Genomic DNA, 21,417 nt, shown 5'->3' with positions numbered 1-21,417 from the left:
GTAAAACATGATTAAATCATTTTATTTTATTGCAGGCATGTTCATTTTATTGATCATGACTGCAATAAGTTTATTTATTGGTGCAGGGCATGTGACACTATTTGATTTATGGTCAGATAGCAATATGCGTGAGATTTTTTTTGTAAGCCGTATTCCTCGAACTGTTGCCTTATTGTTAGCTGGTAGCGCCATGAGTGTTGCAGGTTTGATTATGCAATTATTAACACAAAATCGATTTGTTGAACCCTCTTTAGTTGGCACTACTCAATCGGCTAGTCTTGGCTTATTAGTTATGATGGTTTTAGCTCCTGGCGCTAGTGTTATGACTAAAATGGTTGTTGCTAGCCTATTTGCTATGATTGGCACAATGATATTTATGGCGATTTCTCGAAAGATTATTTTAAAGTCAGCAATAATGGTACCTCTTATTGGCATTATGTTAGGTGCAGTTATTAGCGCTATTACTACATTTTTTGCCATGTATTTTGATTTATTACAATCACTTGGTGGTTGGGAATCAGGTGATTTTTCAGCTATTTTAAAAGGCCGTTACGAATTATTATGGTTGGTGGGTGGTTTGACATTACTTGCTTGTTGGTGTGCGGATCAGTTTACTGTAGTTGGCTTGGGGCGTGATTTTTCTATTAATGTAGGGCTTAACTATCGTCGTGTTATGTTTACAGGGCTTATTGTTATTGCATTAATTGGCGGTATTGTCGTTGTAGTTGTTGGAGTTTTACCATTTTTAGGATTGATTGTACCAAATATTGTTAGTTTATTATTTGGAGACAATGTTCGTAAAACCATGCCATGGATCTGTTTGTTTGGTAGTGGATTAGTTTTAATTTGCGATATTATTGGGCGTGTAATTTGCTATCCTTTTGAGATCCCCGTGAGTGTTATTCTTGGCGTAGTTGGCGCTATTATTTTTTTAATATTGTTGAGTCGAAAACGTCATGTTAGTTAATCAAAAACGCCATATTTTGTGTCAAAAAAGAGTTCTTTTATTGTTAATTATTGCTCTAGTTTGCATAATATGTTTTATGACTTTCAACCTTAAAGGCAATATTAGCTATATTTTGAAGCATCGAACGTGGGTAATGCTAACTATGATTTTAGTCGCTTTTTCGGCTGCGACATCAACACTGCTTTTTCAAACAGTTACCAACAATCGAATATTAACACCTTCTATTATGGGATTTGAATCACTATTTGTACTTATTCAAACAGTTGTAATCTTTTGTATTGATTCACAAGGTATTCCTTATATTGGTATTATTGGTAAATTTGTATTCGAATCACTTTTATTAATTCTATTCTCTTTATTTTTATATCGAGGTTTGTTTACTAGACTCAAGAAAAATTTACATTTGGTATTATTAATAGGAATTATTTTAGGCACATTATTCCGTAGTTTTTCTAATCTATTGCAACGCTTGATGACCCCGTCTGAATTCGCTGTGCTTCAAAGTCGTATTTTTGCTACATTTACACGTGCAGAGCCTATATTGATTATCTTTTCGTTAGTAATAGTAGCTATTGTTGGTCTATTTTTATGGCAAATGCGATTTAAATTTGATGTGCTTGCGTTGGGTCGGGATAATGCAATCAATTTGGGTATCGATTATCAAAAAAGTGTCACTATTATATTATTGCTAGTTTCAGTTTTAGTGTCAGTGTCAACGGCATTAGTCGGTCCATTCACTTTTTTGGGGCTTTTAATTACTAATTTAGCTTATAGTATTAGTGGATCAAGCCAACATCGTTTTTTATTGCCTACTGCTTTTTTGTTAGGTGTTATTTTTTTGGTCGGTGGACAAATGTTCTTAGAGCGAGTATTAAATATGGTTGGTGCATTATCCATTGTCATTGAATTCATTGGTGGTTCTTTGTTTATCTTCTTATTATTAAAAAAGGTTCCAAAGTGATAAAAATTGATAATGTTAGTAAAAACTATCAAACAGTATCTGTATTAAAAAATGTCAATGCGACGATTTCACAAGGTGGAATTACTGCTATTATTGGTCCAAATGGGGCGGGGAAATCGACGCTATTATCAATTATAAGTCGTCTTCTATTAGCTGATGAAGGACAAGTTAAAATTCAAAATATGGATGTTGTTAATACGCCAAGTGATAAACTTGCCACTTATTTATCAGTATTGAGACAAGAAAACCGTTTTACCAGTAGATTGTCTGTTTTTGAACTAGTTGGATTTGGGCGTTATCCTTATACCAAAGGGCGTTTAAATGCTGATGATTATAACCATATTTATCGAGCGCTCGATTTTTTAGATCTTACTGAATATAAAGACCGCTTTTTAGATGAATTATCTGGTGGTCAACGGCAACGAGCTTATGTTGCTATGGTGTTATGTCAGGATACTGAATATGTATTACTTGATGAACCACTCAATAATCTTGATATGAAACATGCTGTTGCCATGATGAAACAATTGCGCCGTGCAGCCGATGAGCTGGGTAAAACCATTGTGATTGTTATTCATGATATCAACTTTGCATCCGTATATTCAGATTACATCTTAGCGATGAAAAATGGTGAATTAATATACCAAGGCAATCCACAACAGATTATGAAAGCCAATATTTTAGAAGATATATTTGATACACCGGTCAAAATTGAAAATATTCACAATCAAAATATTGCTATTTACTATTAACAAATACAATGGAAATTAATTAATCTTAATAGTAAAAAGTTACAATTATTTAATTAAGTAAATAAAAATTATTGTTTACTATTTATTTCTAACCATGTTAAATAATTGGCAATATTTTTGTTGAGATAATTATAATGAAATTACAGGAAATAGCACTTTTAGCTGGTGTATCAAGGACGACGGCCAGTTATGTGATCAATGGAAAAGCCAAAAAGTACCGCGTTAGTGATAAAACAGTCGAAAAAGTTATGTCGGTAGTGAAAAAACATAATTACCAACCCAATGCGGTAGCAGCGGGGCTTAGAGCAGGTAAAACCCGGACTATAGGCATTATTATTCCTGATTTAGAAAACAACAGTTACACTCGCATAGCTAATTATTTAGAACAATTGGTAAGAAAAGAAGGATATCAATTACTAATTGCATGTTCCGAAGATAATCCACAAGTCGAAAGAGAGTGTGTCAAACACCTTCAGCAGCGTCGCGTAGATGCCTTAATTGTTTCTTCTTCGTTTGTTTTTGCTCAAGATTATTTTTTTTATGATGACTGGCAAAACGAAAAGATTCCATTATTTGCACTTGATCGAATATTATCCATCTCTAAATTTAGAAATATTGTAGGTGCAGATAAACAAGATTCTAAATCACTTGCTCAAGCATTTAATAACTTTGTACAAGATTCAGTGGTTTATATAGGAGCCTTACCAAACTTATCTGTTAGTCAACTTCGTTTAGATGGTTTTAAAAATATCAAACTTGATAATTGTAATAAAGTTGATTTTTTATATGCAAATAACTATAGTCGTCGAGATGCTGATTTAGCCTTTAGTCAATGGCTAGAAAGTCATGAGATGCCTAATGGTATATTTACTACTTCTTTTTCGTTATTACAAGGAAGCATTGATGCAATTTTAAGAAAATTTGGGCATTTACCCGAGAGTTTAACTATTGCTACCTTTGGAGATAATGAATTGTTAGATTTTTTACCATGTAAAGTTATATCACTTTCACAAGATCATAAAGAAGTTGCTGATGTAACAATAAAACTGTTTTTAAACTACCTGCATAACAATAATTACCAATCGGGCACTACAATAATTCCAAGACGATTGATCTATCGAGGTAGCTTAAGTCGTTAAGGTATTAATAGGCATAAAAAATATGTTAATTCTAAAACAGTTTAAATTAAAAAATAAGATCCAGATCACAAATTACTTATTAATAGACATAATTTATTTGATAATTAATGTTTATTTATTCATTATTGCTGAAACGATTCAATTGATTAAAGGATTTGTTTTTTCTAAGTCATTTTAGTCGACCCAATATTATTAATCCAGAGGTATTTATTATATGTTTCATTTAGTTAAAGAAAACATTCATTTAAATGAACAAGCTACCAATAAGACTGAAGCGATAAAAAAAATTGCTACGGCATTAACCAATGCAGGATTTGTTGAAGATGGTTATGTCGATGGAATGTTAGAACGAGAAGCACAAGCAGCCACATATCTGGGTATAGGTCTTGCTATTCCCCATGGAACTACTAAAACTCGTCATTTAGTCAAAAAAACAGGGGTACAAGTATTTTGTTTTCCTAATGGTGTTCAATGGGGGGATGATGGTGAAAAGGCTTATCTTGCAATTGGTATTGCAGCAAGCTCTGATGAGCATTTAGAATTACTCCGTCAACTAACTCACGTACTTGGAGCTGAAGGGGTAGAGGAGCGAATTAAAAAAATTCAGTCTGCCGACGAAGCAATTGCTATTTTAACAGGTAAAACAATCTCTGAAGATAGCCAATTTACTGTAAGTGAATCTGCATTATTATTGGATATTCCTGCTGATAGTTTATCTATATTACAAGCATTAAATGCATCACGTTTAAAACAGCAAAATGCTGTAAATACAAACTTTATTGCAGAGGTGTTAGACAATAAACCTACATATTTAGGTGATGGTGTTTGGTTAAATGATAGCAAACAAGGTAATTTAAAAAATGCTATGGCGGTTAGTCGCACCATCAGTAATATCAATGAAGATGGTAAGCCTGTTAAATTACTCATCACCATATCAGCAGTTGATGATTCTATTTCTGATATTGTAAATAATATTGCAACTTTAGTTTTTAACCAAAAATTACAATTACTATTATCAGCAAATACAAATAATCTTAGCAGCCTTCTGCTAGCTGGCTCTGAGACAATAGAATCTAATAAATCAGAAATCCAATCGACATCTTCAAATGAGTCGACTGTTGCTGAATCGAATAATGAATCATTAAGTCGTGAATTTATTATTCCAAATGAAAATGGCTTACATACACGGCCATCATCAGTACTAGTAAAATTAGTTAAAGAGTTTAATTGTAAGGTTACTGTTGCTAATTTAGATGGTAAAGGTGAGCCGGTAAGTGCAACGAGTTTAATGAAAATTGTTGCGCTAGGCGCTAAAAAAGGTAGTCGATTAAGATTTACTGCAGTAGGTGAAGATGCAGCTCAAGCGCTTGATGCAATTGGTAAAGCAATTGAGGATGGTTTAGGTGAGGGGACTGAATAATGGCTTATCATGTCGCAACAATAACCTTAAACCCAGCTTATGATCTTTTGGGTTTTTGCCCCAAAGTTGAGCTTGGTGATGTTAATTTAGTCCAAACCAATGCATTACTTGCTGCAGGCAAAGGTATCAACGTTGCTAAAGTTTTGTCAGATTTAGATGTCCAATTAACTATTGGCGGTTTTTTAGGTAAAGAAAATCGTGATGGTTTTAACTTATTATTCAAATCATTAAATGTGATTGATAAATTTGAAACAATTGAAGGTCGTACTCGCATTAATGTTAAATTAACCGAGGAAAATAGTGAAGTGACTGACCTTAATTTTTCAGGCTTCACGATTAGCGAGCAAGATTGGCAACATTTTGTTACAAATTCTCTTGAATGGTTAAAAAATATTGATATGGTGGCTATCAGCGGTAGTTTACCAGCTGGAGTATCACTTGATAAATTTACTAAGTGGATGGAACAAGTTAAAGCGATTTGCCCAAAGATCGTATTTGATAGTAGCCGAGATGCATTAGTTGCAGGATTAAAAGCAAAACCGTGGTTAATTAAACCCAATAACAAAGAGCTAGAAATGTGGGTAGGTCGCAAATTATCAACATTAGAAGATGTTAAAGCAGCTGCTATGGAGTTAGTTAACGACGGCATTGAAAATGTAGTGATCTCGCTAGGAAATAAAGGCGCTTTGTGGGTAACTAAAAATGAAGCATGGCTTGCAAAACCACCAAAATGCCATGTAGTTAGTACTGTTGGTGCCGGTGATTCAATGGTTGCAGGTTTGATGTATGGCTTAATGAATAATCGTTCAATTAAAGATACTTTAGTCTTTGCATCAAGTGTTGCAGCTTTATCAGTTGGGCAAGCTGGTGTTGGTATATCTGATTGCCAAGCTGTAAATAACATGCTAGAAAAAATTGAAATAATTTCTGGATAGGAGTATTCATGAATATATATATTATTGAAGGTAGTAATACAGGCCCAGTAAATGGACGTTTGGCTAAAGCAGAGTTAGCTTTAGTTGCGAACGTATTAAATCTAAATGTAGTTAATAATGTAACATTAGCTGATGTTATAGTTGCTGTAGGCTCTGGAACTATTAACGATAAAGCAGTTGTTGGTAAAAAGGTTTATGTTGTTGATGATTTAAATCAAATTTTTGCTAACCCAAAACAAATTTTAGCTGATGCGCAAAGTAAAGCGAGAGTTTATCAACAAACAGCCGAGGCTATGCCTTCACCAGGCAATAATACCAGTGTAAAACGTATTGTTGCGGTAACCGCATGCCCAACAGGTGTTGCTCACACCTTTATGGCGGCAGAAGCGATTGAAGAGGAAGCCAAAAAACGTGGATGGTGGTGTAAGGTTGAAACACGTGGCTCAGTTGGTGTCGGTAATGAATTAACACCAGAAGAAGTGGCTTCAGCCGATGTTGTAATTGCGGCTTGTGATATTGATGTTGATTTGAGTAAATTTGCAGGTAAAAAACTTTATCGCACCAAAACAGGTCCAGCTCTGAAAAAAACAGCGCAAGAATTTGATAAAGTATTTGAAGAAGCAACTGTATATCAACCGTCATCAAATACTTCAACAGCTAAATCAAGCAACGAGAAAAAAGGTATTTATCAGCACCTTCTAACAGGTGTATCTTATATGTTACCAATGGTTGTTGCAGGTGGTTTGATTATTGCGCTTTCATTCGCTTTTGGTTCCTTTGAAATGGTTGATGGAGTGCAAAAATTAATTGGAGAATCGCACCTAGCCGAAATTGGTGGTCTTGCTTTCTCACTTATGGTGCCATTGCTTTCAGGTTATATTGCTTATTCTATTGCTGACAGACCTGGGCTAGCACCAGGACTTGTTGGTGGTTTACTAGCAGTTTCGACGGGAGCTGGCTTTTTAGGTGGAATTATTATTGGTTATTTTGCTGGTTATTTAGCTCTATTAATTACTAAATATTTACCATTACCAAAAAGTCTGGAGGCATTGAAACCAATATTAATCGTACCACTATTTGCAACGCTTATTACCGGTCTTGTGATGCAATTTATTGTTGGTACGCCTATTGCGTGGTTAATGAACGTTGTAACAGTATGGTTAAATTCAATGGGTACAGCCAATGCCGTTATATTGGGCGCTATATTAGGTGGCATGATGTGTACTGATATGGGTGGACCAATAAATAAGGTTGCTTATGCATTTGGTACAGGTTTAATTTCAGCGCAGGTTTATGCTCCAATGGCAGCGGTTATGGCTGGGGGCATGGTTCCACCTTTAGCAATGGGGATTGCAACATTGATTGCGCGCAAAAAATTTGCTAAAACTGAACAAGAAAGTGGTAAGGCTTCATTGGTATTAGGCTTATGCTTTATTTCAGAAGGAGCAATTCCATTTGCTGCGCGCGATCCATTACGTGTTATCCCATGTTGTATTGTTGGTGGTGCTATTACTGGTGGTATGGCGTTAGCCTTCGGTTCAACATTAATGACGCCGCATGGTGGTTTATTTGCTTTAGCAATTCCGGGCGTTGTTAAACCAGTAGTTGGTTACTTATTGTCTATTGTTGTTGGTGCCGTTATTGCTGGTGTAGCATATGCATTTATTAAACAACCAGAGTCAGAAGCTGTAACTGCTGCGTAATTTTAAACATATAAATAAAAGCGCCATCAAGTGATGGCGTTTTTATATAATATGACATTTAAGCTATTTTTTTACCCAGCGCTGTAAATCTTTAGGGATAAAATGATCCATTTGTTGTAGTATAGTTTGATGATCTTCCGAAACAATTAATGTTTTATAAAAACTATCTCGAACAAAACCTTCATTAACTGCATGTTGCAAAAAATTAAGCATCGGTTGCCAAAATTCTAACACATTAAATAATGCAACGGGCTTTTCATGATAACCTATTTGCATTGCTGTCCAAACTTCAAAAAGTTCTTCTAAAGTTCCAGTTCCTCCTGGCATTGCAATAAAACCATCAGCTAATTCCGAAAGTCTTGCTTTGCGTTGATGCATATTATCTACTACTTCTAAACGAGTGATACTGTGGTGTGCTGTTTCGGCTTTGACTAAACGTTCAGGAATAATACCAATCACCTCACCGCCGTGCGCAAGTACTGTATTAGCAATAATTCCCATTAAACCTTTATTACCACCACCATAAATTAGCCGTCGATTTTGTTCTGCTAAAGTTTTGCCTAATTGTTCTGCTTGTGTACGATATTCTAATTGGCTTCCTTCGCTTGCTCCACAAAAAATACAAATATTTTTTTTCATAAATGCTATTTTGCCTATTAATAATATATTTAATTATCTTAGCATATCTACAGATTAATTTGATTACAAGCTGAGCAGTTAATTCTATTTGCTGTTTTAGAGATTGACATTGGTGTTATAGATAGTTAATATTCATCTCGTTAAGTGTTCCTCCATAGTTCAGTCGGTAGAACGGCGGACTGTTAATCCGTATGTCACAGGTTCAAGTCCTGTTGGAGGAGCCAATTTAAGAATATATAAAACCTGCTTACGGCAGGTATTTTTATATCCCAAATATCTACTTATTCATTTTGTTGTTACAATAAATACACTTCAAACTGTATTTTCCTACCGTTTTTTTATCTATTTTTTATTATTTACTAATAAACTAATTGTCTTATCTTGTGAACTATTGTTGTATCGTTTCCAAAGGATATATAGCCTAAACTTTTTTATTAAACAATAAGGCAGTAAATTAAGATAAACACTTAAATAGCAACATAAAAACTTAAATAAAATAAGTACGTGATCGTTAATTTCTATAAAATACTCAAAAGCAAAGAGGTTATTTGCCTTACAACGTTTACTGTTGCAGTGGTATCGCTTTTTTAATAAATGGAAATAGATTTTTAATATCAATAAAAGGGGCAATGGATGATGTTGCCAATATTCAGAAAGTGGCATCACTCGGGAAAAAGTAAAAAACATTTCGTTAGAGCCTAACCATTTGCTGATAATGGTTAAACCGGCAATTACCCAACTTATTTATTGTAATTTTTTATAAAATATTTTATCAAAAAATAGGAAGATAATGTTCTAACTTATTTTCATAAATAAACAGTTGATTAATTGTTTTAATCTAATGCTTTTTGTTTATCTTGCTCATTAAATGATGAATTACCCTTTACATCTAATTCTAGTGGTTTGCCAGATATCCTGTAATAATTAATAATTAATAATTAATAACCAAATATCGTAAAAATTTTCTATTTTTCGATTGTATTGATTAAGTTAAATTTCTGATTTTTGTATTAACGAGTTACGCTATAACCAATAATCAAGTGAATCATTTCTGGAGATATATCTTTTAGCTGGATCTGCTGCAACAAGTTGCAGGTTATCGTGCTTAAGCAACTGTTGGAACCCATTGACAAATTTACCTATATCATGGCAATCCAAAAAATAGGCAAATCAGAGCGCTGCCTTTTCACTGTCTTGTGGAGTAAAAACGATTTGCATAAATAGCTCAGCTGAATTGAAAATAGTTGTGTTTAACAATTTGGTATCCACAAGCAGTTGCGTCTAAATTATGATAAGCCAGTCGGTGATAATTATCACTATTAAATTTTTGGCGATATTTCACCCCAATATTAATAAAACGATTCGCTCATTAAATTTTATTCTTTTTGGAAATAGACACTTTACACAAGGTAAGCTTGCTTCAAAAGCATATTAATTATTTTTTTATATTGAAAATATATGTAGATTTATTTTATATGCAATTGGTTTAATATAAAGAGGTAATATTCTTGCTAACATTATCATTTTATATAAACTTTACTAATTTAAGTTTTGCTCATTTCGTTGAAGTTTGGCAAAATAGATAAATAATTGAAGTAAATGTTATCGTCTTAAACGATTTTTGGATATGTTAATAAAAAAATAACATAAATATGCTATTATTAAGTAAAGCAGGAACGGAATTAGGATGATTAGCCAAATTAAACAATATGTAAAAACATTATCCATCTTGAGTTGCTTAGGTGGTATAGCCATTTGTTCTGTACCGGCTTTAGCCAATGAAGAACAACAAATTGATATCGTTATTCCTACTAAAAAACGTGAGGTAATTTACCACAAAACCATCTTTTCACTTTCAGGTCAACCAAAGTATCATGTTGACTTTCAACATGTTGATTATGTAAATCCTAATGCACCGAAAGGTGGCGTAATTAAATTGGCAGAAGTTGGCTCTTTTGATAATTTGAATCGCTATGCTAGCCGTGGAGCACCAGAGCGAAATTCGGGGGCGTTATATGACACGCTTTTTACCAATACGGCTGATGATATTACCAGTTTTTATCCACTTATTGCGACATCAATAACTTTTTCTGATAGTTATCGTTGGGCTGAGGTTACTATTAATTCCAACGCTCGTTTTCAAGATGAGAAACCAATAACTGCCCATGATGTTGAGTTTACCTTTCACAAATTTATGACCGAAGGTGTGCCTCTGTATCGTGTTTATAATAAAGGCATTACAGTTAAGGCAATAGATGATCACCATGTGCGTGTTGATATTCCCGATTCCGATCGGGAAAAACTCCTTTCATTCGTTGGTAGTATGCGAGTTATGCCGAAACATTTTTGGAAAGATCATGATCTTTCTGAACCATTAACTACACCACCAGTTGGTAGTGGTCCATACTACATTAGCGAATATAAATTAGGGCAATATGTTGTTTATCGACGTAATCCGAATTATTGGGCACGTAATTTACCTATTAATAAAGGCTTAGATAATTTTGACGAAAAACGTATTGATTATTATATGGATGATAACGTTTCGCTAGAAGCCTTTAAAGCAGGCGAATATGATTTGCGTGCTGAAGATCAACCTAAAAACTGGTTTACTCAATATCAAGGTAGATATTTTGATTCTAACCATATTATTAAACAAGAAAAACCAGTTCAAACAGCTACCGACACTAGATGGCTTGCGTTTAATTTACAAAAAGATCTATTTAAAGATATTAAAGTTCGTGAAGCCATTACCTTGGCATTTGATTTTGAATGGCTAAATCATGCCTTTTATTATGACAGTTACAAAAGACCTTATAGCTTTTTTGAAAATACCATTTATGCAGCAACTGGCATACCTAGAGAGCAAGAATTAAAATGGCTTAATGCTTATAAAGATATTATTCCAAAGCGTGCTTTCGGTAATGCCTATTATGTGCCCAAAAGTGATGGTCAGGGTTTTAATCGTAATAATTTATTAAAGGCAGCAGAATTACTAAAACAAGCTGGCTGGGAAGTTAAAGACGGTAAGCTGATTAACACTAAAACACAGCAACCATTTGAATTTGAACTGATCAGTTACCTTGGTAGTGATATTAAATATGCCATTCCCTTTCAACAAAATTTAGCACGTTTAGGGATCACCATGAATATTACCTTGCTAGATTCAGCACAACAATTACGACGTGTTCGTGAACGTGATTATGATATGGTTGCACGTGATTATTATGCCGTAAATTACCCAAGCTCTAATTTGCTAGTGCTTTGGGGCAGCGAGTATCTTAACTCATCATGGAATGCTTCGGGTTTGCATAATAAGGCTATTGATGCCATTATTGCTGAAATCACCAAACATGTGGATAATCAAGAAGAGTTAGTCCCGCTAGGACGAGCGCTTGATCGGATTTTAACGCAAGAATATCCAATGATTCCAATGTGGTATAACAGTAAAACATATTATGCATACTGGAATAAATTTGGGCAACCAGCTATACAACCTACTTATGCAATCGGTGTTGATAGTTGGTGGTATGATGCAAACAAAGCAGCTAGCCTACCTAAAAATCGGGAACATTAATATGATCAATTACCTTATTCGTCGACTGTTGCTGATTATTCCAACATTGTTTGTGATTTTAACTATCAACTTTTTTATTGTACAAGTTGCGCCAGGTGGACCCGTTGATCAGGCGCTTGCTATGATTGAAAACGGACCGCAAGCAGGGCAAGGGCTATTGCCAGGGAGCGGTAGCTCATCTGCGTCAGTGCAGCAGTATAAAAATGAATCAAATTATCGAGGTTCACGTGGTCTTGATCCCCAAGTTGTCGCAATGATAGAAAAGCAGTACGGCTTTGATAAACCGATATTTGAACGTTATATCGAAACACTAAAGAAATATATATTATTTGATTTTGGTAATAGTTTCTTTAAAAGTGAATCGGTACTGGGTTTAATTGCCAAAAGTTTACCTGTTTCAATTTCATTGGGATTATGGAGTACTTTGATTGTTTATCTCATTTCAATCCCGTTAGGCATTCGCAAAGCAGTGAAAGATGGTTCTGCATTTGATTTTTGGTCAAGTACATTAATTATTATTGGCTATGCAATACCTGCTTTTTTATTGGCAGTTTTATTTATTGTATTATTTGCTGGTGGTAGTTATTGGGATATTTTTCCTCTACGTGGGCTAATATCAAACCATTTTGATCAACTCGATTTTTGGGGCAAAATAAAAGACTACGCATGGCACATCTGTTTACCTACTATCGCAATGGTCATTGGCGGTTTTGCATCACTCACCATGCTAACTAAAAATTCATTTTTAGATGAAATCCGCAAACAATATGTAATAACCGCACGTGCTAAAGGGTTAAGTGAAAGAAAAATTTTATATAAACATGTTTTTCGCAATGCAACATTACTGATTGTATCGGGTTTTCCTGCGGCTTTTGTTGGTATTTTATTTACAGGTTCATTATTGATTGAAATTATCTTTTCGCTTAATGGACTTGGGCTATTGGGATATGAGGCAATTATACAACGTGATTACCCGGTGATTTTTGGTTCATTGTATATCTTTACATTAATCAGCCTTATTACTAAATTATTATCTGATTTATCTTATATGATGATTGACCCACGTATTGACTTTGAGGCTCGCAACTAATGACCACCCATTACTCTATTAATCAACAGCGTTGGCAACGATTTAAACAAAATCGTCGTGGTTATTATTCACTTTGGTTATTTATGATCTGTTTTTTGATTAGCCTATTTGCTGATTTTATTGTTAACGACAGACCAATTTTTGTTAAATATCAGGATAATTACTATTCGCCGATTTTTCATTTTTATCCAGAAACGGAATTTGGTGGACAATTAGCCACGCAAACTAACTTTCTTGATCCTGCTGTACAAAATAAAATAGAAGCTAATGGCTGGATTTTATGGGCACCTTTTCGTTATAGCTACAATACATTAATTTATGATACATCAAACACGTTTCCAACGCCGCCTTCGGCATCACATTGGTTAGGCACCACTGATGCAGGTTTCGATGTATTAGCCAATATTTTATATGGTTTTCGCATATCTATGTTTTTTGCGATTTTCTTGACGATTTTCACTTCAATTATTGGTATCATTTTTGGGGCAATACAAGGCTATTATGGAGGTAAAATTGATCTAATCGGTCAACGTCTCATAGAAATATGGAGTGGGTTACCAGAGCTATTTGTTATTATTCTATTAGCTAGTATTTTACCGCTTAATTTTTGGTGGTTATTAGGTATTACCGTATTATTTGGTTGGATGGCTTTAGTAGGTGTAGTGCGTACTGAATTTTTGCGTACTCGCAATTTTGATTATATTCGTGCAGCTAAAGCAATGGGAGTTAGTGACACTAAAATTATGTTTCGTCATATCTTGCCTAATGCCATGGTATCAACATTAACCTTTCTACCTTTTATACTTTGTGGTTCGATAACAACACTAACAGCGCTAGATTTTTTAGGTTTTGGTTTACCAATTGATTCGCCATCACTAGGACGATTATTACTACAAGGTAAAAACAATCTACAAGCTCCTTGGCTTGGCATCAGTTCATTTTTAGTTATTGCAACTTTACTGTCACTGCTTATTTTTATTGGTGAAGCGGTAAGAGATGCATTCAATCCAAACAAAGGAGTGTATCAATGAGTTCTCCTTTATTATCCGTTCAGGATTTAAGTGTTGCATTTAAACGCGGTACGCATTTATTATCGCAAGTAGTAAGTAATGTTAGTTTTGATATTAATGAGCAAGAAACACTTGCGTTAGTGGGGGAGTCAGGCTCAGGGAAAAGCATTACTGCATTATCAATTTTACGGCTACTACGTAAAGAACAAGTGGTATACCCAACTGGCGATATTTTGTTTGAAGGAAAATCATTATTACATGCGCCAGATAAAGAACTTTGTAAAGTTCGTGGCAATGAAATTAGCATGATCTTCCAAGAACCGATGGTGTCATTAAATCCTCTACATACAGTTGAAAAGCAACTTTATGAAGTGCTGGCGTTACATCGAGGAATAAGGCGTAACCAGGCTCGTGGAGACATTTTACTATATCTTGATCGTGTAGGCATTAAAGAATCAAAAAATAAATTATCAGCTTATCCTCATCAACTATCAGGGGGCGAAAGGCAGCGAGTAATGATTGCTATGGCAATTTTAACTCATCCTAAATTATTGATAGCAGATGAGCCAACCACTTCTTTAGATGTGTCAGTACAGGCACAAATTATTCAGTTATTAAGAGAGTTAAAAAAAGAACTGAATATGAGCATGCTATTTATTTCGCATAATCTTGGCATTGTCAAAAAACTAGCCGATAAAGTAGCAGTTATGCAACAAGGACAAATTGTTGAATACAATAGTAAGCAGCGTATTTTTTTACGTCCAGAATCTGAATATACTCAAACACTATTAAATTCAGAACCTAGTGGTGATCCAGTACCTTTGCCTGATACTTCTGGGATATTGCTTAATGTTAATTATCTTAGTGTTAAAGTTATTGCCAGAAAACGTTTATTTAGTAGTGCAAAAAAGAAAATTATCAATAATATTGGTTTTACGTTGCATCAAGGTGAAACTGTAGGAATTGTTGGTGAATCAGGATCGGGTAAAACTACTACTGCACTAGCTATTTTGCGCTTAATTGAATCACAGGGCGATATTGTATTTGATAGTCATCTTATACAAAAACTAACTGGCAAAAAACTGTTACCATTTAGAAGTCGTATTCAAGTAGTGTTCCAAGATTCATTTTCATCATTGAACCCTCGTCTTAATGTTGAGCAAATTATTAGTGAAGGGTTAATGACACACAAAAAATTCGGTAAAGCTCGACGAGACCAAGAGGTTACTAATATCATGCTCGAAGTCGGTCTTGATCCAAGTATGCGTTATCGTTATCCTAACGAGTTTTCGGGAGGGCAACGTCAACGAATAGCTATTGCTAGAGCTTTAATTTTACAGCCAGAATTATTGATTTTAGATGAACCTACGTCATCGTTAGATCACACCATTCAAAAACAAATTATTAATTTACTTAAGTCATTGCAAGAAAAGCATCAGCTTAGTTATTTGTTTATTAGCCATGATTTATCTTTGGTTTATACAATGTGTCACCAAGTTATTGTTATGCAAGATGGTAATATTATTGAACAAGGCTCGCGTGAAAAGATCTTCCATTCCCCTGAACATGAATATACCAAGACGTTACTTTCATTTTTAGATAAACCACCGCGAAAAATGAGTAGAACTATGATACATATAGATAAAATGGAAAAACCAGAGAAATTCACTCATAAAGATGAATCACAACAAGAACTACGGCGAGATAAGAAAAAAGAAAGGGAGGTCAATTGGGAAGATGCCCTGTTAATGCGTAAAAAATAAATATGCAAAGCAATAATTTAATAATGGTTTATTATAAACCATTATTAATAAATCAATATACCAATTTATTTATCAGGTTTATTATGCAAAAAAGAATACTACCTTTTTTATTAACTACTTGTTTATCAATAATTTCAATAGATGCTATGGCAATAAACTGTAGTGATAATCCTACTCAGAATATAGTTGCGGCAAATAACTATATCTTTCAAATCTTTGATTATATTGATTCACCAGTAAAAGATATCAAACAAGAGATTCGAACTTCAATTACCAAATTGGGAACTGATGCTAATGGTTCTACAGCTAAACACAAACTAGAATATGCTTCTAATGGACTTATCACACAAAGCCATTATGATCTTTATTCGGATAAAAATACCCGAGTTTATTCGGAATACCTACAGAAAAATAAATCTGGTTGGGAAAATATCATTGAAGATGTAGAAGATAAAACCAATAGCATTATCCAATTTAATACCGATGAACAAGGCAAAATTGTCGCATCACAGCAAACTAAAAAAGCTGTCGATTTTGTTTTTTTTGAAACGGATAATTATATGTACGACAGTAATAATTGTCTTATCAATAAAAATGTACAATGGCAACTTAAAGAAACTGATGAGAACGGCAACTACACTGGTAGAGACCAAAAAGGTGCTTCAATTTATACGTTTAGGTATCAAGAACAACAGTTAGCCAAAGTATTGTTCCAATTTAGCAATAATATGAAAAATGAGAGTGATTTTTTGTATCAATATGATAATGATCATCATCGATTAATAACCATTGAAACTTCTTATTATTTATCATCAGGCAAAGAGGCGGCTCATTATGTAACTAAATTTTTAACTTTTAATGAAAAAAACGATTGGCTAACAGCAATTAAAGTTAAAAATAATCAAGGTGGTAAACAGACAACTATTACCCGCGAACTTACTTATTATTAGCCTCTAGATTACACAAAACGTGATTTGGCTGATAACATTTTGTGTAATCTTACCATTGCCCTTATAACTGAAAAGACATCCCTTACATTCGAATAAACAATATATAAATAGCATGTAATGTCCATGCTAATGCTAATCCAAACGTCAGTAATTTTTCACGTTTGGGGTGAATTTTACGCTCGTGTAAAATAGTTAAAATTTGTTGTAATCCACACCAGATAGGTAATGAAATCATCAAAAATAAAAAGACTTTTCCGATTTCTTTATTGGCTATTTTAAGAATATAAGAACGCGTTACCACATCGCCAAAAGGAATGATAAATGTTAAAATTACAAGTACAGCAGGTAAAAAAATTGCAGCCCATGTACTACCTAAAGCAAATAACCCTTTTATAACTTTTCCATCAGTATTTTTAATTTGAATTTGTTGATTTTTCATTAATTCAATACCACTCACTTCAATACAAATAAAAATAAAGAAATCGAAACAGTTAGCATCACCATCCACAGTCCCGCAATCAATAATAATGTGTTAGATTTTTTATTAAATATTGTGCAAGGTAAACCTTTAGGTATTAAATTAAACCAAACCATTGAATGGTAAACACTAATAAATAATGCAATACAATTAAGTACTACTACAAAAGGACTACGCAAAAAAAAGATAAAACGGTAAAACTCATCTTGTCCAACAGCATTAGTGTACATACATATTACGCCATACATTAAAACTAAACTTACCCAAATCATCGAAAAAGGAACTAATTTATGCATAATTGAAATTATAAAAGGACGCTTTACATCGGTTTGAGTCGTATCAAGGCAATTATTGGTATTTTGTTGATTCATAAATCTCTCTAGGTTGCATTATGTTTTATTTTAGTAATAGTTTGGAGTTTTTTGCTTGGTTATTATAAGTGTTAATCAGCCCTATGTCGCTAATTTCTGGGCGATAGATAATACATGCTTTTGTTCACGCAATACTTGGTATCAGTGTATCGAAATCAACTATTAAACATTAAATATAGCATACTTGGAAGATCTGTTTTTTTACATCTAGTAAAAAATTAAATGCAGATCTCATTTTTTACAATAAATTCTAGCCAAAAGTATAAAGTTTTGTTTAACTAATATAATTATTTTGTTTAAAATTTGACAAAAAATAATTTAAGCCAAACGTATAAACGGAAAAACTAACTTTCTGCTTATATTAAAATCATAATAAGGAGTATAGTTTGTTCTCTTTATCGCTTTTGAATGAAAAATGGATTCCAGTTATTCATTTTGATGGGCATGTTAGTAAAATTAAACCTAGCCGAATTGTTGATGAAACTATTTTTGATTTCGCCTATTTTAGACCTGATTTTCAAGGTGCTGCTTACCAATTTCTTATCGGGTTGTTGCAAACAACCTTCTCTCCAGAAGACGATGATGAGTGGTTTGACTGTTGGCATGATGGCATTTTGCAATCTGATTTAGATGAAGCATTTGCCCAAGCTAAACCTGCCATGCAATTTGGGGCAACTAAACCAGCTTTTATGCAAGATTTCTCTAAATTAGATGGTACTAAAGTTTCCATATCTGGGTTATTAGTGGAAGCGCCTGGTGAAAATGCGTTAAAGAAGAATACAGATCATTTTATTAAACGTGATTTTGTCAATGCAATTTGTCCTCATTGTGCAGCAATAGCACTATTTACCTTACAAACTAATGCGCCATCAGGCGGTCAAGGACATCGAGTAAGTTTACGTGGTGGTGGACCAATAACGACTTTACTTATGCCTGAGCTGAATAAACCAACACCATTATGGAAAAAATTATGGCTAAATGTAATACCATTGGATGAAGATGATAAACCACGTCAGTTTGATGAGTCTATCTTTCCTTGGCTCAATACAACTAAAACCAGTGAACCACCAAAGAATTTTAGTTTATTTCCTGAGCAAGCCAATTATTGTCAAGCTTTTTGGGGGATGCCTCGAAGAATAGAACTTGATTTTGAACAGACTAAACAAGGTGAATGTGATCTGTGTGGAGAAGCCTCGTCACAATTAATTACGCAATACCAAACTAAAAATTACGGTATTCAATATCAACATTGGCGACACCCTTTAACACCATACCGAATCGATAGTAAAATTGGTGTGCCATTAGCTATTAAAGGTCAACCAGGTGGTTTAGTTTATCGCGATTGGTTAGGTATGATAACAAAACATGATAATATTGAAGCAGCAAAAGTTGTCATCATCAATGAAGCTCGTAGGTTAAAAAATGACGAAAAATATCGCTTATGGTGCTTTGGTTTTGATTTTGACAATATGAAGGCTCGTTGCTGGTATGAACATAACTTCCCTGTATATCCCGCTTTAACCGATCCTAATAGCGACGTAGGAAAATTCATATCACTCGCATTAAAATTAAGTAAAAATACCATACAAATACTACGTAAAGCCATGGCAACAATCAATAAACAATCAAGTGCACTAGATACCGCTTATTGGAAAGAAACTGAATTGGCATTTTACCAGTTTGTAAAACAACTTATTGAGCAAAAAGATAATCCAGATGGCCGATTCCATTTATTATCAAATTGGGCAAATACTTTACTAGAATATATTACACAAATCTATGATAAAGCCGCTTTTGCTAACCCAGATGATAAGATGGTTGTATCCCATGTTAATCTTAATGATAAGATGATTGTATCTAAAAAAATCAATGCTAGGGAAAAACTGCTCAGAGACTTTAATAAACTTAAATATATAAAAAGTATAAAAAATACCGAATACCTTGTTTGTGGATAAGAGGGAATAATATGTCAGGCAATGTTATGAAAAAAACGGTTATTTTAAATGAAAGCCATAGAAAATGTGTAAATGAATGGTTTTCAATGTTGCAACAAAGGTCATATAGTTTTAATGGTAACACTTATAGCGGGAGAAAATTACGCGCTGAACTACGTCGAGCTACATTACCTTTTGGGGTCATGTTACAAGAAGGGTATTATTGTTTAGCCAATGCACTATTTAATGATATTCACAGATTAACTCAATCCCCTTTTTATCAACAAGCATTGGCAATATTTGTTTCGGTTGCTGTTTTTGCTAATGCTAATAATGAACAAACCTCCTTTGCTGCACAATTAAGTGAAAAAGCAAAAGGTGGAGAACATAAAATTATATCTCCATTACGTTTTGAACAATTACAAAGTAGTAAAACACCAGAAGAGTTTTGCCATCGACTGATTCGTGCGGTCAAATTACGTGGTGAAAATGGTGTAAACCTCTTTTCACTTGCTGATGGAATCTTTTTGTGGGTACAAGAGGGGTATAATCGACTACAAAATTTATCTCTAGATATCAATCCATTTGAACGCCAATCTGTTCGTTGGGCAATGGATTACTATTCGACTAAATAAACCTCTAAGGAATAACAACAATGACAACATTTATTCAATTGCACTTGTTAACTGCTTATCCTCCTTCTAATTTAAATCGTGATGATCTTGGTCGACCAAAAACAGCGAAAATGGGTAATAGTGATCGTTTACGTATCTCTTCACAAAGTTTAAAAAGGGCATGGCGAAACTCTGATTGTTTTTATCAATCCTTAAGTAACAATATAGGAACACGCACTCGTCAATTTGCAAGACTATGGATTTATGAACCAATGGTTCAGCAAGGCGTTTCTGATAAAATTGCTAAAGCGAGTGCAATTAAAATTGCAGCACAATTTGGTAAAGTAAAAAATGAAAAATTCCCGAAAGATCCTCTGGATAATTTGGATATTGAGCAGTTGGTGCACATTAGTAGCAATGAAAAGCAGGCCATTTTGCAGTTAGTGGAAATATTAATTAATGAAAAACGTGAACCAACAGATGCTGAAGTTAAATTACTCCGTAAAGAAAATAGCAGCATTGATATTGCTTTATTTGGACGAATGTTAGCCGATAGCCCAGCATATAATATTGAAGCCGCTTGCCAAGTATCTCATGCTTTGGGAGTTAGCAGCGTTACAATTGAGGATGACTTTTTTACAGCGGTGGATGATTTAAATAATAAGGAAAAAGATGCAGGCTCAGCGCATTTAGGTGAACGAGGTTTTGCCTCTGCACTGTTTTATACCTACATTTGCATTAGCCGTGATTTATTACTTGAAAACCTAAATGGCGATGAAGTATTGGTTGAAAAAACATTGAAGGCTTTGACCGAAGCGTCAGCAAAAGTTGCACCAACTGGCATGCAAAATAGCTTTGCATCACGAGCTTATACCTCCTATTTATTAATTGAAAAAGGCGCTCAGCAACCTCGTTCTCTAGCCGTTGCTTATTTTAATCCAATCCGTAGCGAAAATATGTTGAATGATGCTATTGAACGTTTAGAACAACAACTCGATAAATTTGATAAAGTCTATGGTCAATGTGCCGACACTCGTTATGTGCTCAATACCGAAAAGGGAGAAGGAGACTTAACAGCTGCATTAGATTTTGTTGCGCAAAAATAAGGAGTAAT

The 21,417-nt window shown here is 34.1% G+C and carries 18 protein-coding genes and 1 tRNA gene; 16 read left to right on the top strand and 3 right to left on the bottom strand.

From position 1 onward, the window contains the following. Positions 1 to 10: 10 nt before the first annotated feature. From ACGH49_RS00565 to fruA, 7 genes are all read left to right on the top strand, one after another. The gene (locus ACGH49_RS00565) at positions 11 to 967 is read left to right on the top strand and encodes an ABC transporter permease (protein ID WP_411587961.1); all 957 of its coding nucleotides are present in this window, start codon (positions 11 to 13) and stop codon (positions 965 to 967) included. Next, positions 957 to 1,928: an iron chelate uptake ABC transporter family permease subunit gene (locus tag ACGH49_RS00560; protein ID WP_034946741.1), complete on the top strand. Its 972-nt coding sequence runs from the start codon at positions 957 to 959 to the stop codon at positions 1,926 to 1,928. The genes ACGH49_RS00565 and ACGH49_RS00560 overlap by 11 nt, the downstream gene beginning before the upstream one ends. Next, positions 1,925 to 2,680, top strand: coding sequence for an ABC transporter ATP-binding protein (locus ACGH49_RS00555; protein ID WP_411587842.1), 756 nt, complete (start codon positions 1,925 to 1,927; stop codon positions 2,678 to 2,680). Before ACGH49_RS00560 ends, ACGH49_RS00555 begins: the two co-directional genes overlap by 4 nt. A gap of 134 nt (positions 2,681 to 2,814) precedes the next feature. Then, positions 2,815 to 3,819: a catabolite repressor/activator gene (gene cra, locus ACGH49_RS00550; protein ID WP_411587840.1), complete on the top strand. Its 1,005-nt coding sequence runs from the start codon at positions 2,815 to 2,817 to the stop codon at positions 3,817 to 3,819. Positions 3,820 to 4,033: 214 nt separating this feature from the next. Continuing rightward, the gene (gene fruB, locus ACGH49_RS00545) at positions 4,034 to 5,239 is read left to right on the top strand and encodes a fused PTS fructose transporter subunit IIA/HPr protein (protein WP_411587838.1); all 1,206 of its coding nucleotides are present in this window, start codon (positions 4,034 to 4,036) and stop codon (positions 5,237 to 5,239) included. Beyond that, positions 5,239 to 6,174, top strand: a complete 936-nt coding sequence (gene fruK, locus ACGH49_RS00540; protein ID WP_411587837.1) for a 1-phosphofructokinase — start codon at positions 5,239 to 5,241, stop codon at positions 6,172 to 6,174. The genes fruB and fruK overlap by 1 nt, the downstream gene beginning before the upstream one ends. Positions 6,175 to 6,182: 8 nt before the next feature. Further along, positions 6,183 to 7,877 carry a PTS fructose transporter subunit IIBC gene (gene fruA, locus ACGH49_RS00535; protein ID WP_411587835.1) on the top strand — a complete coding sequence of 565 codons (1,695 nt, stop codon included), beginning with the start codon at positions 6,183 to 6,185 and terminating at the stop codon, positions 7,875 to 7,877. Between the two features lie 63 nt (positions 7,878 to 7,940). Here fruA and ACGH49_RS00530 read toward each other — a convergent pair whose 3' ends face one another. Further along, complete coding sequence (locus ACGH49_RS00530) at positions 7,941 to 8,516, bottom strand: TIGR00730 family Rossman fold protein (protein WP_411587833.1); 576 nt, start codon at positions 8,514 to 8,516, stop codon at positions 7,941 to 7,943. A gap of 148 nt (positions 8,517 to 8,664) precedes the next feature. Here ACGH49_RS00530 and ACGH49_RS00525 point away from each other — a divergent pair. The 6 genes from ACGH49_RS00525 (at position 8,665) to ACGH49_RS00500 (ending at position 16,906) form a co-directional block, all read left to right on the top strand. Next, positions 8,665 to 8,740, top strand: a tRNA-Asn gene (locus ACGH49_RS00525). Positions 8,741 to 10,203: 1,463 nt separating this feature from the next. Further along, positions 10,204 to 12,093 carry an extracellular solute-binding protein gene (locus tag ACGH49_RS00520; RefSeq protein ID WP_411587831.1) on the top strand — a complete coding sequence of 630 codons (1,890 nt, stop codon included), beginning with the start codon at positions 10,204 to 10,206 and terminating at the stop codon, positions 12,091 to 12,093. Between the two features lies 1 nt (position 12,094). Continuing rightward, on the top strand, positions 12,095 to 13,183 hold the full coding sequence (locus tag ACGH49_RS00515) for a microcin C ABC transporter permease YejB (protein WP_065574467.1): 1,089 nt from the start codon (positions 12,095 to 12,097) through the stop codon (positions 13,181 to 13,183). Then, on the top strand, positions 13,183 to 14,214 hold the full coding sequence (locus ACGH49_RS00510; protein ID WP_411587829.1) for an ABC transporter permease: 1,032 nt from the start codon (positions 13,183 to 13,185) through the stop codon (positions 14,212 to 14,214). Before ACGH49_RS00515 ends, ACGH49_RS00510 begins: the two co-directional genes overlap by 1 nt. Beyond that, complete coding sequence (gene yejF, locus ACGH49_RS00505; protein WP_411587827.1) at positions 14,211 to 15,956, top strand: microcin C ABC transporter ATP-binding protein YejF; 1,746 nt, start codon at positions 14,211 to 14,213, stop codon at positions 15,954 to 15,956. The genes ACGH49_RS00510 and yejF overlap by 4 nt, the downstream gene beginning before the upstream one ends. Positions 15,957 to 16,039: 83 nt before the next feature. Next, positions 16,040 to 16,906, top strand: coding sequence for a hypothetical protein (locus tag ACGH49_RS00500; RefSeq protein ID WP_141674066.1), 867 nt, complete (start codon positions 16,040 to 16,042; stop codon positions 16,904 to 16,906). An 82-nt stretch (positions 16,907 to 16,988) separates the two neighbouring features. On the opposite strand, the gene frdD is transcribed toward ACGH49_RS00500, so the two are convergent. Continuing rightward, on the bottom strand, positions 16,989 to 17,345 hold the full coding sequence (gene frdD / locus ACGH49_RS00495; RefSeq protein WP_065608679.1) for a fumarate reductase subunit FrdD: 357 nt from the start codon (positions 17,343 to 17,345) through the stop codon (positions 16,989 to 16,991). 14 nt (positions 17,346 to 17,359) lie between these two features. Further along, positions 17,360 to 17,755 (bottom strand): hypothetical protein, encoded by a 396-nt coding sequence (locus tag ACGH49_RS00490; protein ID WP_065608678.1) that lies wholly within the window; start codon positions 17,753 to 17,755, stop codon positions 17,360 to 17,362. 386 nt (positions 17,756 to 18,141) lie between these two features. On the opposite strand from ACGH49_RS00490, the gene casA reads away from it, so the two are divergent. Genes casA through cas7e form a run of 3 tightly spaced genes read left to right on the top strand, consistent with a single transcriptional unit; the run spans position 18,142 to position 21,409 of the window. Beyond that, positions 18,142 to 19,710, top strand: a complete 1,569-nt coding sequence (casA, locus tag ACGH49_RS00485) for a type I-E CRISPR-associated protein Cse1/CasA (protein WP_411587824.1) — start codon at positions 18,142 to 18,144, stop codon at positions 19,708 to 19,710. Positions 19,711 to 19,736: 26 nt separating this feature from the next. Beyond that, entirely contained in the window at positions 19,737 to 20,324 is a 588-nt protein-coding gene (gene casB, locus ACGH49_RS00480) for a type I-E CRISPR-associated protein Cse2/CasB (RefSeq protein ID WP_411587822.1), read from the top strand. A gap of 20 nt (positions 20,325 to 20,344) precedes the next feature. Then, positions 20,345 to 21,409: a type I-E CRISPR-associated protein Cas7/Cse4/CasC gene (gene cas7e, locus ACGH49_RS00475; protein WP_411587821.1), complete on the top strand. Its 1,065-nt coding sequence runs from the start codon at positions 20,345 to 20,347 to the stop codon at positions 21,407 to 21,409. Positions 21,410 to 21,417: the final 8 nt, after the last annotated feature.

Source organism: Gilliamella sp. BG7 (assembly GCF_046635565.1).
In the GTDB taxonomy this organism is placed as follows: domain Bacteria; phylum Pseudomonadota; class Gammaproteobacteria; order Enterobacterales; family Orbaceae; genus Gilliamella; species Gilliamella apicola_P.
The sequence above is the reverse complement of the archived record's forward strand: the minus strand, read 5'-3'. Positions and strand labels throughout refer to the sequence as shown.